At 59.4% G+C, this 16929-nt stretch carries 8 protein-coding genes; 3 read left to right on the forward strand and 5 right to left on the reverse strand.

What is annotated here, in order from left to right; translation table 11 throughout:
- Positions 1-383 precede the first annotated feature (383 nt).
- Both KTAU_RS01310 and KTAU_RS01315 read right to left on the reverse strand, forming a co-directional pair.
- Positions 384-2855 (reverse strand): glycoside hydrolase family 9 protein, encoded by a 2472-nt coding sequence (locus KTAU_RS01310; RefSeq protein WP_151726677.1) that lies wholly within the window; start codon positions 2853-2855, stop codon positions 384-386.
- A gap of 653 nt (positions 2856-3508) precedes the next feature.
- Positions 3509-4804: a helix-turn-helix domain-containing protein gene (locus KTAU_RS01315; protein ID WP_151726678.1), complete on the reverse strand. Its 1296-nt coding sequence runs from the start codon at positions 4802-4804 to the stop codon at positions 3509-3511.
- A gap of 539 nt (positions 4805-5343) precedes the next feature.
- Between KTAU_RS01315 and KTAU_RS01320 the strand changes: the two genes are divergently transcribed.
- Positions 5344-8304: a cellulose binding domain-containing protein gene (locus KTAU_RS01320; protein ID WP_228026273.1), complete on the forward strand. Its 2961-nt coding sequence runs from the start codon at positions 5344-5346 to the stop codon at positions 8302-8304.
- A gap of 178 nt (positions 8305-8482) precedes the next feature.
- Here KTAU_RS01320 and KTAU_RS01325 read toward each other — a convergent pair whose 3' ends face one another.
- Positions 8483-9538 (reverse strand): class I SAM-dependent methyltransferase, encoded by a 1056-nt coding sequence (locus KTAU_RS01325; protein ID WP_170292969.1) that lies wholly within the window; start codon positions 9536-9538, stop codon positions 8483-8485.
- An 842-nt stretch (positions 9539-10380) separates the two neighbouring features.
- Between KTAU_RS01325 and KTAU_RS01330 the strand changes: the two genes are divergently transcribed.
- Positions 10381-11652 (forward strand): L-lactate MFS transporter, encoded by a 1272-nt coding sequence (locus tag KTAU_RS01330; RefSeq protein WP_151726680.1) that lies wholly within the window; start codon positions 10381-10383, stop codon positions 11650-11652.
- Between the two features lie 176 nt (positions 11653-11828).
- Positions 11829-14096, forward strand: coding sequence for an FdhF/YdeP family oxidoreductase (locus KTAU_RS01335; protein WP_151726681.1), 2268 nt, complete (start codon positions 11829-11831; stop codon positions 14094-14096).
- A 272-nt stretch (positions 14097-14368) separates the two neighbouring features.
- On the opposite strand, the gene KTAU_RS01340 is transcribed toward KTAU_RS01335, so the two are convergent.
- Positions 14369-15754, reverse strand: a complete 1386-nt coding sequence (locus KTAU_RS01340; RefSeq protein ID WP_228026274.1) for a glycoside hydrolase family 5 protein — start codon at positions 15752-15754, stop codon at positions 14369-14371.
- Positions 15755-15951: 197 nt separating this feature from the next.
- Positions 15952-16869: a carbohydrate ABC transporter permease gene (locus KTAU_RS01345; protein ID WP_151727637.1), complete on the reverse strand. Its 918-nt coding sequence runs from the start codon at positions 16867-16869 to the stop codon at positions 15952-15954.
- Between the last annotated feature and the right edge of the window lie 60 nt (positions 16870-16929).

Below are 16929 nucleotides of genomic sequence, written 5' to 3' on the forward strand. Positions count from 1 at the left end.
AGGACCACCATGCTCAAAGGCTATAGCTATAGGAGCTGCTTCCCACAGCCCACGCCCTTCTTCCGATTCTCACCTGGCTCCGACTCTGCTCTCTCTGAAGTCGAGAGAGGCAGGCTCAAACCCGCACCAGCCTGAGTGAAAGGCTGTTGCAAACGAGCAAAATAAAGAGAAGGGGAAGAGAGCCTGATGGCTACTCTTCCCCTTCCTTGCAGCTAGAGGCGACGGGATAGAAGAGAGGAGGTTTATCTGCACTTATCATCACCACTCGCTGGGTGCGCTCACCCGCTCAGTCCCCTGAACCTTCTGACCGGCTTGATGCCCACCTGGCAAGCAGAGCCTCTCTTCTCAGCAGGCCAAACTCGCAGAGCAACCAGGCTACCCAGTCAGGAGGTGCTACAGATTACGCCGTTGAGCGTAAAGGAGGTCGGCGGCGAGTTCGTCCCTGTCCACGTCCCGTTGAAGCCCGGCGCATTGCTCAGCGTCGTCCCCGGCGGGATCGTCCCATTGTAGGACAGGTTCGTCACTGTCACCGTGCTCCCCGACTGGCTAAAGCTCCCGTTCCAGCCCTGCGTCACCGTCTGCCCATTCGGGAAACTAAACTGCAACGTCCAGCCGTTGATCGTCGTCGTCCCCGTATTCGTGATATTGATCACCGCGCCAAAGCCGCCCGGCCACTGGCCCGTGATCACGTATTGCACCCGACAGCTCAGGCCCGCCGTAGGCGTCGGACTCGCGGTCGGGCTTGGCCCCACTGTAGGCTGCGAGGTCGGGCTGGGTGTTGGCGTAGGATTCGGTGTGCTGGTCGCTATCGCGGTCGGCGTGACAGTAGGAGTCACTGTCGCTGTGGCCGTTGGCGCGGGCGTCGGCGTCGGCGCGGTGCCATTGGGCTGCGTCCCCCAGACCTGGGTATTCCCATCAAAGACCACAATGTTGGTCACCTTCACCGGCGTCGCCCCGGCGGGCGTCGCCACACCCTGATACGACCAGTCGTTGGTTGGGTCCCAGGCCCCAGAGCTGGTAATGCGGAACTGGACCTGCTTCTGATAATTGCTCTGCCCGCCTGGATAGATCAGCACGCCGGCGCAGCTTACCGTCACATAGTAAATGTTGCCCGAATACTGAGTTGGCCCAGAGAGCTGGTTGCCGCACTCAGTGTAGTTCATGTTCAGCGTGAGCATGCTCGGCGTCACACCTGGCTCTAGCGTAAAGTAGTAGCGCAGCGAGAGATTACTGGTCACGCGAGCCGGCCAGCCAGTTTTGTTAATGAAGATGGCCTTGATCTCGGTAAAGTTGCTGCCAGAAGCGTTGACCGCCGCTGTCACATAGATCTCATCATCATCCTTGGGCTTATCGGGCAGGGAAGAGACAGGGCTGCCACCGTACTCCTGGTAAAGACGGGCCAGGGCGCCTACCAGCGCGGCGTTATAATCGTCAGCTGGCTCGTTGGTCTGATAGTCCTGGCGATTATCGCTGAACTGGTCATCCGCCGAGCTGGGGCCGCCGACCATCGCCCCGTAGAGGATATGGCGCTCGTAGGTCGGGTTGTTAATATCGTTTGTCCAGGAATCGTGCGCCTCGCGATGGTGTGGCGTCTGGGGATAGCAGGACCCGAAGCCTACCATGTAGCTGCAGTTGCGCGGATTGGCCCCCAGAATGTAGTTAATCTGCTGGACGGCAAAGTCGTGATAGCGGGCATAGAGTGGATTGCTCGCGCCAAGATAGTCGGCATAGACGAGGGCCAGGAAGGCCGTATTGGCCGCGTAGCGCAGCGAGCCCCAGCTATCCAGGAACGCCTCACCACCCGGGGAATAGGTCACCCGCGAGCCGTTCACACCGACTGTCCACCAATCCAAAAAGCGCTGAGCATCATCTTTGTACTGCTGCTGACCTGTGATCTCGGCCATCAGGATATAGCAGCCGTAGGAGACATCGTCCCAGCTGATCGTCCACTGATACGAGTGGACGTTTGTCTGCGACTGGTAGCTGAGGTTATTGTAGTAATTCTCGGCTTTTGCGAGATAGCTGCTATCGTTAGTGGCCAGATAGAGCCAGATCGCCCCCCAGACCAGCTCATCGTTGTAGCCACTGAAGGAAGTATAGTAGCCGCTGGCGGCGGTAATGCAGGCATCATACTTGCCCCGGTAGGTATCGGCAAAGGTGTAGAGCTGCTTGGCGTGGGTCAACAGCGTGCTCGCATAGGAGGGATCGGTTGGTTGGAAGACGATTGAAGCGGCAGCCATCGCAGCAGCGGTTTCTCCGGCCAGATCGGAACCAGGGCAGCTCGGATCAATCTTGTAGGCGGGACGGGCCATTTGCATGACCTCAGCCGGCCCCCAGAAGGCATGGTCGGTACTGGGATCGCCTACCTGCCCATAGAGCACATTAGGCGAAGGATGAGCCTTGATAAAGTAGTCCGTGGCCCAGCGAATATTGTTGAGGATGTAGGGAAGCTGCCCATCCTGGACGAAGGCATTGCGGTACTGAATGACCCCCCAGGAGAGCATTGTCACTGTGTAGGCCATCGGCAGGCCGAACTTGACGTGGTCACCGGCGTCATACCAGCCGCCGGTCAGATCGAGGCCGACATCGGAGCCATCTTTGGTGGCCGAATCGCCGATCCAGGGCACACGGTTCCAGGAAGGCTTTGGGCCAGATGATTGCTCCTCATAAAAGTAAATGGCTTTCTGCAACGCCTCGCCATAGTTAAAGGCCGGCGCCGCGCGCACCGAGGTTGGGCGAGGGAAAGGGCCGACCAGCCAGGTTGTCAGCAGAAGCAAGGTCCCCAGAACGATCAGAGCTATCGCTGAGAGCGTGAGCCTGCTCCTGACCAGTACCCCCAGGTGGAAGGTTCTCATAGGTCTCCAATTCCTTTCGCGATCTTCCTTCCTGCTGCCACAGAGCGAGAGCGATGTCTCCCTCCGAACGAAGAGACTCTGAGGTGGCCCACAGAGCCAAAGACAGACAAACACATGAGCAGGAGCCCCTTGACATAGGATGCAGGCAGCGATAGCAGATGTCCTTTATTTCCCACTCGCCTCGTCCCACTCCACTCGACCAGACCCGCTAACTGGACCAGTCACCGCAGTTCCCATCACCAGCAAACCGGGTGAAGCCTGCGGCGAGTGAGCAGTGAGCAAGCAGCGAATGAGCCATCGGCTGCGCTGCGACGCCGACCACCCCCTTCATGACGGGAACTGCAGCCCTCCCTTCCCTACGCTCAAGCCACCGAGGAAGCGGATCACGGCTTCCCTCATAGAGCTGGTGGAAAGATACTGTATCCCACCAGCTCTATGCCCACAAGAACATCCGCTAGACAGTCACTAGGCACCTGACGGGCAGCAGAGAGCGAGAGCGACCACAACCCCTCGCACTCCGCTGCGCTCACCAAGGTGCCTGCACCCTTTACTGACCCGAACGAAAGCGCAGTAGCTGAGCTGGCGCCGGCCACCAACCAGCACGCGAGGTCCAGGGACATAAACCAGGTATGCCAACGAGCAGGCCCAGCCGGCTAGTCCTGCCAGAGCACAATCTGCGTGTAGGTGGCGCCCGAAGATGGGATCATGAAGGTAAAGGAGAGATGACCCTGCTGACCAGGGTTGCTCACAATGTAGGTGATGACCTCAAACGGCTGCCCCGGGGTACAGGTGCCTCCTGGAGGATTGAAACGGACAGGGAGATCACGGCTGCTCGCTTGCCAGGAGAGCTTGTCGGCCTGGCCAGAGAAAGGCCACAGCGTTATAGTGCAACGATAGCCAAGAGCCTCAAGGACGCAGTCACGCGGTGTGAGTTTATCCGGAGTGACTGTAATCATCAGAGCAGCGGAGGCCGCAGCGACGGTCGGCGAGGCCTGGACCAGAGGCGTAGAGACAGAAGGGGGCTGCGTGGGCTGAGACGTCTTTGCGGGTGGAACTACCGTCGCAGACGGAGTGGTGAGGGTCGCAGTAGTTGCTGAAGAAGCGGGGACTGCGTCAATAGTGCGGGCATCCTGCCCTGAGCCAGTAAGGCGAGGCGAGGAAAGAACGGTAGGCTGCAGCTGACCAAGCGAAAGTCCACAAAGAACAACCGCGGCCACTATCATGAGTACCAGGAGGAAACCCAGGCTCCGGCCATAGCCAAAACGACGAATGGCTCCGACCGGTCTCTCAGAGGCTCCAGACCCAGAAGACCCTGGGGCCGACACGGCAGTTGGTGATTGCTGGTGCTGCTGAGACGCGGGCGGATCAACCACCCCAGCCGAAGAGGGAGTGGAGGGGGACGATGACGAGGTGAGCAGCCCATGCTGTTGCAACCACTCGCGCAGCACGGCAGCGTTCATGTGCCCAACCTGCTCGAAGGCAGTCAAACTGGCTTCCCCAGAGCGCTGAGCCTGCGCCCGCTGACCCTGGAGCACTCGTACATAAGCCTCTTCCCAGAGGAGATGCGCCTGCACGTCATGAACCGCACTCTGCAAAATATAGGCAAAGGTGTCCGTGCGTTGCTGCCATGACGGCGCTTGGGGCGGCATCGCTCCCCAGGGCAGCGCATGGCTGTTCTCCCCTACTTCCTTCCCCACTAGCGCCGGCGCCATCGCCGTGACATCGCTCCCCCCAGGCTGCTCCTTGCCACTGTCTAGCAGCCCTAGCTCCTCGGCGTTCTTGCCAAAGAGCTGACAGAGCTTCTCACGAAAGTAGGGGGTCGGGGAAAACAACCCTCTCTCCCAACGGCTAACCGTGGTGGCATCGGTACCAATCTGCTCCGCAACTTTGGCCTGGGACCAACCTCGTAGTTCACGTGCCTGCCTAAGGCGACGATTTGGGGTCGGCATGCGTGTCTCCTCCAAAGACCTCGCAGCATTGGCTTCTCTGCTGAGAGCATCCTGCTCTGCAGTTCTGTGACGGCCTTTGCTTGCTGATCGCAACCTCACAGCATCCCGTTGCTCTCTGCATTGCTCACTCTTTCGATTGTACACTCTCACTGCGCCCTGCCGCTGTACAATGAGAGATGCTTCCTAACAATGCAGATCGCAACAGTTTCATTCGTTATGTAACCGATTACGGAACCGTTTACGATTGCTATTGTAGCATTACCGCCCGCCAGTAGCAACCTCTAGTCGCGCCAATGAACCTCAATTGTATATTCATGCATTTCAATCACTCCGATTCCTCCCCCTCTGTCGCTTCACGAGCAGGAGGTGCTCTGCTGCCCACCTGCCTACTACCTGCTCAGCCCTTGCTCTTGTGGTATCGCTCCCGGGAGCGATACCATCACGAATAGCAGCCGAAGCAGCAGGGTTCCCCATACCTGTGTGTCGCCTGAGCGCTCAGCCTGTTTCTTTATGACTACCGCTGCAAAGGAGTGCTTGCTATGGTAGAACACGTTTCACCCCCCCGCAGGTGGACGAGATGGTCCAAATGGACCCAGCAGGCCATGCCCCTGCTGGCCCTCTTCGCCATCCTTCTGCCCACCATTGCTCTCGCCAGTGTACCCTCACGCGCTGCCAGCGCTGCGCCGGCAGCAACCCAGCCCTACACCTGGCAGAATGTGGTGACTGGCGGTGGTGGCGGCTTTGTCGTCGACGTCGTTTTTAATCCCAAACAGAAGGACCTGATCTATGCGCGCACAGACATTGGTGGAGCCTATCGCTGGAACCCTTCAACCGGCACCTGGACCCAACTGATGGCCTGGGTGACCCCTGACAACTGGAATATGGCCGGCGTTGAGAGTATCGCCACCGACCCTGTGCAGCCCAATCGCCTCTATATCGCCGCCGGCATGTATACCAATAACTGGACTAACCAGAACGGGGTCATCCTCCGCTCAACCGACTATGGTAACACCTTCCAGATCACACAGATGCCCTTTAAGATGGGCGGCAACATGCCTGGGCGCGGCATGGGAGAGCGCCTGGCGGTCGATCCCAACGATGACGCCATTCTCTACTTCGGGGCCCGTAGCGGCAACGGTCTCTGGCGCAGTACCGACTACGGCGTGACTTGGAGCAAGGTGACCAACTTCCCCGACACCGGCCCCTTTGCGGAGAATCCCAACGATCCGAGCGGCTATCTCAGCGATCCAGTGGGTGTGGTCTGGGTGACCTTCGATCCCTCGACTGGCACGCCGGGCAACCCCACCAAGACAATCTATGTCGGCGTTGCCGATAACCGCAGCGGGGCCTACAATATCTACCGCAGCACCGACGCTGGGGCTACCTGGGCCCCAATCCCGGGTGAGCCAACCTGCAATGTCAGTGGTACCACGGTGACCTGCACTGGCGGCGCAACCTGGAGTACAACCAGCGACGCTTCTACTGGCTATCTCCCCCATCAGGGCAAGGTCGATTCGCAGGGGACGCTGTATGTAACCTACAGCGACTGGGAAGGCCCCTATAACGGGAGCCGCGGCGATGTCTGGAAGTTTACACCCAGTAGCGGTACCTGGACAAAGATCAGCCCCGTGCCTGGCTCCGATAGCGCCAACGATTACTTTGGCTACGGCGGTCTGGCTGTCGACTGGCAGCATCCTGGCACCATCGTGGTCGCCAGCGTCAATTCGTGGTGGCCCGACGCCCAGCTCTTCCGCACAACGAATGGCGGCGCAACCTGGGAACCCATCTGGACCTGGGCCAGCTATCCGAACCGCAATCTCTACTATACGATCGATGTCTCTAACGCCCCCTGGCTCGACTTCGGTAACAAGAACCCGGTGCCGCCAGTGCCAGCAGTGAAGCTAGGCTGGATGATCGAGGGGATGAATATCGATCCTTTCAATTCGGATCGCCTGATGTATGGCACCGGCGCTACGCTCTACGCTACCGACAATCTAACGGCCTGGGATAACTACCAGAACGGCGGTATCGTCAACTTTAAGAGCACTGCTCTTGGCATCGAGGAGGAGTATGTCACCGATTTGGTGAGTCCACCGGCCAATGCTCATCTCTACAGTACAATGGCCGACGTGAGCGGCTTCCGCCATGATGATCTCACACAGTCACCCTCGGAGATGTACTACATCCCCTATGCCGGTTCGTATGCGGCCATTGACTACGCGGAGCAGAACCCGAACTTTATGGTGCGCGTTGGCTACGGGAATCCAAGCGCCAGCCCGCCGGTGACGAGCACGGCTTTCAGCTACGATGGTGGCGCTACCTGGTTCGCTGGCAATAAGGATATCCCTGGCGTCTCGCAGAACGGTGGCACGGTAGCTGCCGCCGCTGATGCCAGCCGTGTGCTTTGGGCCCCGGTCAATGCCCCGGTCTCCTATTCGACCGATAATGGCAATAGCTGGGTGGCCTCAGCCAATGTGCCCCAGAATGCCGTCGTGGCATCGGATCGCGTCAATCCGCAAAAGTTCTACGCCTATGGCCAGGGGAAGTTTTGGTACAGCACGGATGGCGGCGCCACCTTCACCGCATCATCGGCGACAGGCCTGCCCCAGGCCGGCGACTCGGTGGTGGTCAAGGCAGTGCCAGGTCACGAGGGAGATGTCTGGGTAGCCGGCGGCAACGCCTGGACCAGTGACTACGGCCTCTGGCATTCGACTGACGGTGGCCAGACCTTTACAAAGCTGACCAGCCTGGCCGGTGCCGATAAGATCGGTTTCGGCATGCCCGCCCCCGGCCAAAGCTACCCGGCAATCTATATCAGTGGGATCGTCGGCAACGTACGCGGCATCTTCCGCTCCGACGATGGGGGCAATACCTGGGTGCTGATTAACGATAGTCAGCATCAATACGGCAACATTACGACGATTACCGGTGATCCGCGTATCTACGGTCGCGTCTACCTGGGCACGAATGGCTTCGGAATCGTCTATGGCGATATCGCCGGGGCCGCGACGACGCCCACCCCAACAGCAACGGTGACAGCTGCTCCTACTCCAACAGCTGCTGTTACCCCAACACCGACCCCTACTGCGGCAGTTACTCCTACCCCAACACCGACCCCTACTGCGGCAGCTACCCCTACCCCAACACCAATCCCCACCGCCACCTCAACGCCTTCAGCCGGGTTGAACTGTAGCGTCCACTACGCCGTTAATCAGTGGCCAGGTGGCTTCACGGCCAACCTGACGGTGACCAACACGGGGACAACAACGATTAATGGCTGGACATTGACCTTTACCTTCCCCGGTAACCAGACGGTGACCCAGGGCTGGAATGGGGTTTTCTCGCAGCAAGGGAGCCAGGTGACGATTACGAACGCCAGCTACAACGGTTCGATTGCGCCAGGCTCGTCGGTCTACCCGGGCTTCAATGGAACCTGGAGCGGCAGCAATCCATCGCCAACAGCTTTCTATCTGAACGGAACTGCCTGTACAATCGTCTAGCACCTCCATTTCCTTTAATGACCAGTCCGCTTGGCCGAAACCTGGCCGTGCCGTGGTCTGGCTCCGCCACGCGGACTCCGCTCTCCTAACGGAGCAGGCTCTTACCTGAGTCTGCTCCGTTCTCTATTAGCTCGCTCCCCGGCCAGCCAGCTGCTGGCCCCTCATCAAGCGCTGTACGCTAAGGCTGATGATGGCGCTCGACCACAAGAAGCCCTCCAAGGAGGTCCTCGCACCAGTAGGTGGCTCTCCCCTCAAGCTGCTCCAGACACCATTGTCCCCAAAACTGGAGTTTTGCGGTTGAGAAGACTTGACGGTGCCCATAGCAGATCTGGGCCTGCTCCTCATAGGGAACGACAATCAGGAGGCGACGACGAGTGACCTGGAGCAGCTGGTCTAGCGCTAGCGGTAGCTGGCTTTCTTCCAGATGTTCCAGGAGGTGAATAGCGGTGACGGTATCAAACTGTCCCAGACGGAGAAAGGCCGGCTGGCAAAGGTCTTGCTGCTCAAAGCGCAGCTGAGCGGCCAGCCCCAAAGTCTCGGCCAGGAGCGCTGATAAGCGCAGGGCCTCAACCCGTCGATCGACGGCGACGATCGGCCCCGGCAGACAGTGACCGCCTTTGGCCACGAGCAACGGCCAGTAGGCACAGGCACAGCCAACATCGAGCAAGCTATTCCCCTGCAGCAGAGAGAACAGACGACGATAAATGGCCGCAAAGGAGGCGATGGTCTCGCTGTCCTCTGTATTCTCAGTGCCAGTCGCTATACTCGCGGGAACCTGCGCAATCCGTTCACTGAGCCGGGTGAAGGTATTGAGAGCAAAAAGGCGCCAGGCCCGCAAGGGCCTTGCTGGCTCAAAGGAGACGACGAGAGCGTTCAGGGCGGCACTAAAGTCGGCTTCGTCCTGCAGCCAGCCAATACTCACCAGCTCCTGCTGAAGATAATCAACGAGCCGATTGTCGCTTTCCCGCTCGCTCAGCCAATGGGCAAGGAGCCGCTCCTCCGGAACAGGCCTCTCTGACTCCCTTGATCGCCAGGCGAGAAGAAAATGGAACGTTCGTCGGACGCTCCAGCCCTGACGCCACAGCTGATATGCGAGTAGCTCCCGCTCATGCTCGCCCTCCAGAGCCAGGACACGCAGATTCCCCACTCTGACGGCCTGGAGACGACGTGCTTTCCTACTTGACCAGCTTCCGCTCTCGCTTCTCTCTCTATCCCAGCTCTTGTCGATGGTCACCCCTCCCTCCTTGATTTGATTTCTGGCCCTGCACCTCTGAGAGGCCGCTTGTTACCTTGCCGACAGCCAGGCAATTGATTCTTTCTAGAGAGGAATACTAGTTTAAATACTACAGCAGATCTTTGAAGATCAAGCAGAGATGGACTTGATTGGTTCACCGAAGTCTGGTATACTTATCACATACTATCACAGATCCTCAGTACTCTGCTTCCAGAGCGAAGCACCGGGCGCTGAGAGCCTTAGCACGGGCCACTGAGGCTTTCTCTGCAGCGTACACGCGCCAAGCCTGGACCAAGCATCGGTACTTCTTTCCATCCTTCTGAAGCTTGTGGCATCATCAGGGGCAGACTTCTGTCTCTGCTCAATAAGCTGAATGAGGCGAGCGAGCCGGCAGAAGAGGGAAGAAAGAAGGTACCTACCCTGGCCTGGCACTGGTGTTCAGCAAGCGCTTCGATCTGCGCGCATGGCAGACCGGTTCTGACGCCTGGCAAGCAGCCTGGGGCCCGTTCCTTTCCTTCACCACAGCGGTCTGGCTGACCACAGGCCACATGAGGAGGACCTTTCTGACCGACGAAGCCGTCGACCATAGGTCGAAACGCCTGGCGCTCTGCCGGGCAGCCACATGTCGGCCTGGCACACGCTGCACCTACCGCTGGGCGGCGTCGACTCTCTGCCCGGTCAGCTCAGCTGGCAAGCCGCTATTCCCCTTCAGGTCCGTATTGACTGATAGTCATGAGCAACCGGCCAACCGGCCACGGTGGGCAAGCAGGTCTGGCGTCGCCGCCAGATGAGCAGAGCAAGGCTGCTAGTAGGCGAGACTAGCGGCCAGAAAGGATGAGCTTATGGCGACCGCAACCTCGACGACGCAGGTACGCAATCGCTGGATCATCGTCATCGCTGCCATTGTCATGCAGCTCGCGCTCGGTTCCGTCTACGCCTGGAGCGTCTTCTCCTCCCAATTGCAAAAACTCTATGGCTGGGATAACACGCAGGCAACGCTGCCCTTCACGATCGCCATTCTTGTTCTAGGCATTGCCGCGGCCATCGGAGGCTTCTGGATGGACCGTGTCGGTCCGCGTATTGTGGGCACGACCGCTGCTGTCTGCTACGGATTAGGTGTCTTCCTGGCCGGCTTTACCGGCAACCAGCTAGTGCTCCTCTGCCTGGCCTATGGAGTGCTTGGGGGCCTGGGCATGGGACTCGGCTATATTGTGCCCGTAGCGACCCTGGTCAAGTGGTTTCCTGATAAACGTGGCATGGTGACCGGCCTGGCTGTCTTCGGCTTCGGCGGTGGGGCAGTGATCGTCTCCCAAATAGGACCTATCCTCATGAGCGCCTACGGTGGAGGCGTCCAGGCCCACGGCATCGGTCCGGCTTTCATGACCCTCGGCATTATTTACCTGATCCTCATCGGCCTCGCTTCCCAGTTCTACGCCAATCCGCCGGCAGGCTACCGTCCCGCTGGCTGGGTCCCCAGTGCCCAGGTAATTTCTCAACGGGCCAGCCGCGACTTTACTCCGGGCGAGGCGTTGACGCGCTGGCAGTGGTACGCGCTCTGGGGCATCCTGGCGCTTAACGTGACCGCCGGCATCGCCATGATCTCTCAGGCCAAACAGATCGCCCTTGGCGGCGGTGCTCCCGATGCCCTAGCTACACTCTTTGTCAGCCTCATTTCTATCTTCAATGCCTGCGGACGCTTTGTCTGGGCCTGGTTCTCCGACCTGATCGGGCGCCGTCAGGTCTTCATGATCATGTTTGCGCTGCAGATCGTGCTCTTCCTGCTGATGGCCGCCTTCATCAAGTCGTTCGCCGTTATTCTGTTGCCGGCTCTGCTGGTGGCCCTCTGCTATGGCGGCGGCTTCGGTACCATGCCAGCCTTCACGGCGGACTACTTCGGCCCTAAAAATTCTGGCTCGATCTACGGTCTGATGCTGACCGCCTGGAGCGCCGGCGGCGTGCTCGGGCCGATTCTGATTGCCCAGGTCAAGGATCGCACCGGTGGCTACGTCGTAGCGCTTGTGGCTCTGGCCATCATTATGGCCCTGAGCTTCCTGCTGCCTCTCTTCACGCGCCCGCCGCGCATCGAGGCCGCGGGCGAGGCAGCGCCGGCCTAAGCTGACCTGCCTGCCAGCCAGGGCCCAGGCCAGAAGCCTCGGCTCCTGACCGCGCTGGACTGGCCTGGGCCCTGCCCTGCAAAGATGAGCGTTCCATCACCCCTGCTTCTGCATAGACTTCGATCCTCAGCAGTAAGAGAGTGTCACGATACTTTCACAAGAGAAAGGGCGAGGCTATGGCTGCAAACAAGCTCATCGCACCGCACTTGTGGGCCAGTTGGAAGCCCTTCGGTCTGGGCGAGCGCAAGCCCCATCACTTCACAGAGATCGCGCGCACCTTCTGGCAGAATCGGCGCCATCCGCTCTACGCCTGGCGCATTCTGACACGCGGCTGCTGCGACGGCTGTGCCCTCGGCACCTACGGCATGCACGACTGGACGATGGACGGCATTCACCTGTGCACCATCCGCCTCAATCTGCTACAGCTGAATACAATGGAAGCAATGCCCTGGGAACGGCTGACCAACGATCTAGCAAGCCTCAAGCAGCTCTCCAGCCCTCAACTGCGCCAGCTTGGTCGTCTTCCCTATCCAATGGTGCGACGTCGTGGTGAAAGCGGCTTTCGGCGTATCTCCTGGGACGAAGCGCTCGATCTAATCGCCGAACGCATCCGCCTCACCCGTCCGGATCGCCTGGCCTTCTATCTGACCTCGCGCGGCATCACCAACGAGGTCTACTACGTCGCCCAGAAGGTGGCCCGCTTCCTGGGGACCAACAATATCGATAATGCCGCCCGCGTCTGTCACTCTCCCAGCACTGTCGCTCTCAAGCAGACGCTGGGGGTTGGGGCCTCCTCGGTCTCCTACAAAGACTGGATCGGCACCGATCTGCTGATCCTGCTCGGCAGCGATATCGCCAACAACCAGCCTGTGACTACCAAATATCTCTATTACGCTAAAAAGGCTGGCACGCGGATCGTTGTGATCAACCCCTATAAGGAGCCGGGCCTGACGCGCTACTGGGTGCCCTCGGTCCCCGAGAGCGCCGTGATGGGCACCAGACTGATGGACGACTTCTTTCAGGTCTCGACGGGTGGCGATATCGCCTTCCTTAACGGCACCCTCAAGTATCTGATCGAACAAGACTGGGTCAACCACGACTTCATCGCCCGCCATACGGTGGGCTGGCCAGAGCTGCAGGCCGAGCTGGCTCAACAGGATTGGGAGACGCTAGAGCGCTACAGCGGCCTGCCGCGTGACGAGATGCGCCGCTTCGCCGCATTGATCCACCAGGCGCGCAGCGGCATCCTTATCTGGAGCATGGGTCTGACCCAGCACACCTTCGGCGTCGATAACGTCAAGGCCGTGGTCAATCTGGCTCTCTCGCAGGGCTGGGTGGGCCAGGAGCATTGCGGCGTGGTGCCCATTCGCGGTCACAGTGGCGTCCAGGGCGGAGCTGAGGTTGGTGCTGTGCCCGACTTACTGCCAGGCGGGGCCTCCGTCAACAATCCCGCTGATGTCGAGCGCTTCAGCCAGCTCTGGGGCTTCGAGGTACCGGAGGGAAGCGGGCTGCGCGCCGTGCAGATGATCGACGCCGCCTACGACGGCGATCTCGATGTGCTCTACTGCAGCGGCGGCAACTTCCTGGAGGTGTTGCCCGACCCAGACTATGTGCGCCAGGCTCTGGAGCGCATCCCGCTACGTGTGCACCAGGACATCTTTGTGACCAGTCAGATGCTGGTCGATCCCGCGGATACGGTTGTGCTCTTACCCGCCCAAACGCGTTATGAGCAGCCAGGAGGCGGCACCGAGACTAGCACCGAGCGGCGCATTATCTTCACCCCCGAGATTCCCGGGCCGCGCATCGGTGAGGCGCGCTGCGAGTGGGAAATCTTCCAGGAGGTGGCCGCCCGTGCCTATCCGGAACGCCGCGAGCGCATTGCTTTCCCCAATGCCCAGGCGATCCGTGAGGAGATTGCACGTGTGATGCCGCTTTACGCGGGAATCGAGCGTCTGTGCAAGCCTGGCGATCAGGTGCAATATGGCGGGCGCGTGCTCTACCGCGATGGCCAGTTCAAGACTGTCGACGGCAAGGCCCATTTCTCTGTACTGCGCCCGCCAGAATTAAATCTGCCCGAGGGACGCTTCATGCTCTCAACCCGTCGCGGCAAGCAGTTCAACAGTCTGATCTACGGCAAGAAGGACACCATGAGCGGGGCCTCGCGCGATAGCCTCTTTATCTCTGCCGAAGACGCTGCCGCCCTGGGCCTGCGGCACGGCGACCGCGTGCTGGTCAGGAGCGACAACGGCCAGAGCATGGAGTGCCGTATCTTCATTGAGGAGATCAAGCCGCGCAACGTGCAAGCCTTCTGGCCAGAATGCAATGTGCTGCTGCGCCGGCGCGTCTGTGATACTGCCGCCGGCATGCCCGACTACAACGCTCTTGTCGAGATCGTACCACTGGCGACACCGGCGCTGGCCGCTGCAAGCAGCGCCAGCCACTGACTTGACTAGCCATAGCTCACCTGCAGCCGATCACTCACTGGTCACTGCCAGGATCAGGCAGCCAGCTAGTAATCAGGAGAGTAAGAGGGGCGGCTGCGACCCGCACAACAGGTCACAGCCGCCCGTTCTTCCTCCCGGGGACGGGGAGGTAAGAGCGAGAGCCTCACGGCTCTCCAGGAAAGGGAGCCAGGGTCGGGTACCGCGGTGCTCAAAGGGAAGAAATCTGCTTAGCTCGCAGCAGCCACCGGCGCTTCCCTTTCTCGTCTCCTTGTTTAGCGACAAGCATATTCCCTGAGGATATCATTGAGTGGTTCACGCTGGATACACTGTTCAAAGCGGAACGACTGCAGCAAGCGATCAAGCTCGGCCTCGTTTAGACCAGCAAAGAGTGCGGCAAACTCCTCCAGCAGCGGCTCCGCCAGCAGAATGTGACGCACCAGCCGACGAATCAACCAGCCCGCCCCAAATGGGAAAGGAGCATAGTCAGGGAACTCACGCGCAAAGATCTCCTCCAGAGGTTGAATAATATGTCGGATGTGAGTATCCAGCGTTCCCCAGGTATCGACGCCGAGGCGAGCCTTCTTCTCTAGGAAGGGGCGCAGCAGCTCGTTCCAGGGAGAATCGGGGGCAGTATAGACCAGGCCCTGGAGACCGATGTCCTTGTAGGTCCAGATGGACCAGCTCGCTCCATAGCGCTGGTAGATCTCCAGCTGATCGCGCAGCAACTGATAGCGCATGGCATCAGCCTCCGGCTCACCACGATAGACTGGACCGAACTCGCCGATCCAGATCGGGCTGCCCTTCTCGCGCATGAAAGCTGTGCGCTTCAGAAAGACCTCTTCGACGACGCTGGCATCAAAGTATTGGCCATCGGTATAGCCTGGATAAGGGCCGCCGTGGATGAAGCCAGGCTCGGCGTAGTCATGCGCCGTAAAAACCGTATTGGGCCAGACCTGATGAAACATGTGAAAATCTTGCGAATAGCGGTTTCCATCGAAAAAGATGATATGGTGAGGATCGACCGCCCGAATGGCCTCGTAAAGACGGCGATAGAATGGCTCAATCAGCTCGCCCGTGGGATCACCAGGCTCATTCATTGGATTGTAGCCCGCCACCCAGGGATGGTCACGATAGTGGCCGGCAAGGGCCTGCCAGAGATGGACTGTCCGGTCCTGGAAATGGCGATGCTTCCAGAACAGTGCCTTATGCGTCGGATTGTCACTATGCCAGTCTTGGTTTTGGTAACCCGGCAGAGCGTGCAGATCGAGAATGGTATAAATCCCCTGCTCCGCACAGAGATTGACTACGCGGTCCAGATGCTGGAAGCCCTCTTCTTTGATGACAAAGGGTTCCATATCTGACTCAAAGTGACGATAGTTGATCGGAATGCGCACGAGATTCAGCCCGAGCGAAGCGAGGAAGCGCGCGTCATCAGGGCCAAAGAAGTACTCCAGGAAGCGATCGAAGAAGAAGCGATATTTCTCGGGGCCGAGCACCTTGTATAAGGCTTCACGCTGCGCTTCCTCGTTGGCCGGATAGCCGGTAATGAAGTTTTCCATGTTCATCCAGCCACCCAGGCCGACGCCGCGCAAGATCACGGGCTGGCCCTCAGCGTTGACAATCTGTGACCCCTGCGTAGTGAGCATACCCGATGTCATGCTATCCTTTCTCGTTCTATTCTCATGGTGGTGACGAGCTAGGTTGTACCGGCTGCCTGTCTACCTCAGTGGCCTCACCTTGCCTCGCGCCCTGATCACAGCGACTCCGGCGAGCGAGATGGCAGCCAGTATTACACCAGCTCCACGGAGCGGCAACGCAACCTTGCGGTCGCCGCTCCTTTGTCTGTCAGGTCCTCTCAGCGGCTGAAACCGGCCAACAAGCCCGTTAACAGCTGCCGTCGACCGAAGATATAGAGCAAGAGCATGGGCACTGCCGAGAGGAAGACCGCCGCCATAATGGCTGGCACGTCGGCAGCATACTGTCCCTGGAAGCTCCACAAGGCGAGAGGTAAGACACGCACCTCCGGGCTTTGAGTCAAGACCAGAGGGAACAAGAATCCATTCCAGACCTGGATTGACTCGTAAATGGTCACCGTGATTAAGGCTGGGCGCGAGAGCGGAATGACCAACCGCCAGAGAATCTGCAGATGGCTGGCTCCATCCAGGCGCATCGCCTCATGCAGCTCGGCAGGGATATCACGAATGAAGGTCACCAGTACCAGCACCGACAACGGCACCCCGAAGGCTACATAGGGCAGAATCAGGGCAAAGAGCGTATCATAGATGTGCATGCTACTGATGATGGCATAGATCGGAATGATCACGGCCTGCAAGGGGATCGCCAGGCCCAGCAGGAACAGGTTAAAGATCGCCCGTGTCAGCCAGCTGCGCATGCGAGCGATCGCGTAGGCCGCTGGGACCGAGATCAGCAAGATCAGAGCCACGCTGATCACCAGCACAAAGAGGCTGTTCAGTAGATAGAGGCTGAAGCCATTTTCCCAGACGCTGATATAGTTTTCCAGCGTCGGCTGCGATGGCGGCAGCCAGGGATTATCGAGATAGAAGCCGGCCTGTGAGCGCAGGCTGCTCATAAACATGTAGAGCAGCGGATAGAAAGCCACCACGAACCACAGCAAGCCACAGCAAGCCGGAATCAGCTCGACAAGCCGACTGGCCCGGAAAGGCCGCCGCTGGCGCGAGAGCCGCTTTTCTGGCGTGCGCTTCTCCGCCCGTTCCTTCTCACCGAGAGCTGTCGGGGCAACCTCGGCCTGCATTGGCAGGCTTCGCCCCCCAGCCAAAGAGAACGCGCTCAAGAGGACACGGGTCAGCCGCAT

The sequence above is a fragment of the Thermogemmatispora aurantia genome (assembly GCF_008974285.1).
Lineage (GTDB): Bacteria > Chloroflexota > Ktedonobacteria > Ktedonobacterales > Ktedonobacteraceae > Thermogemmatispora > Thermogemmatispora aurantia.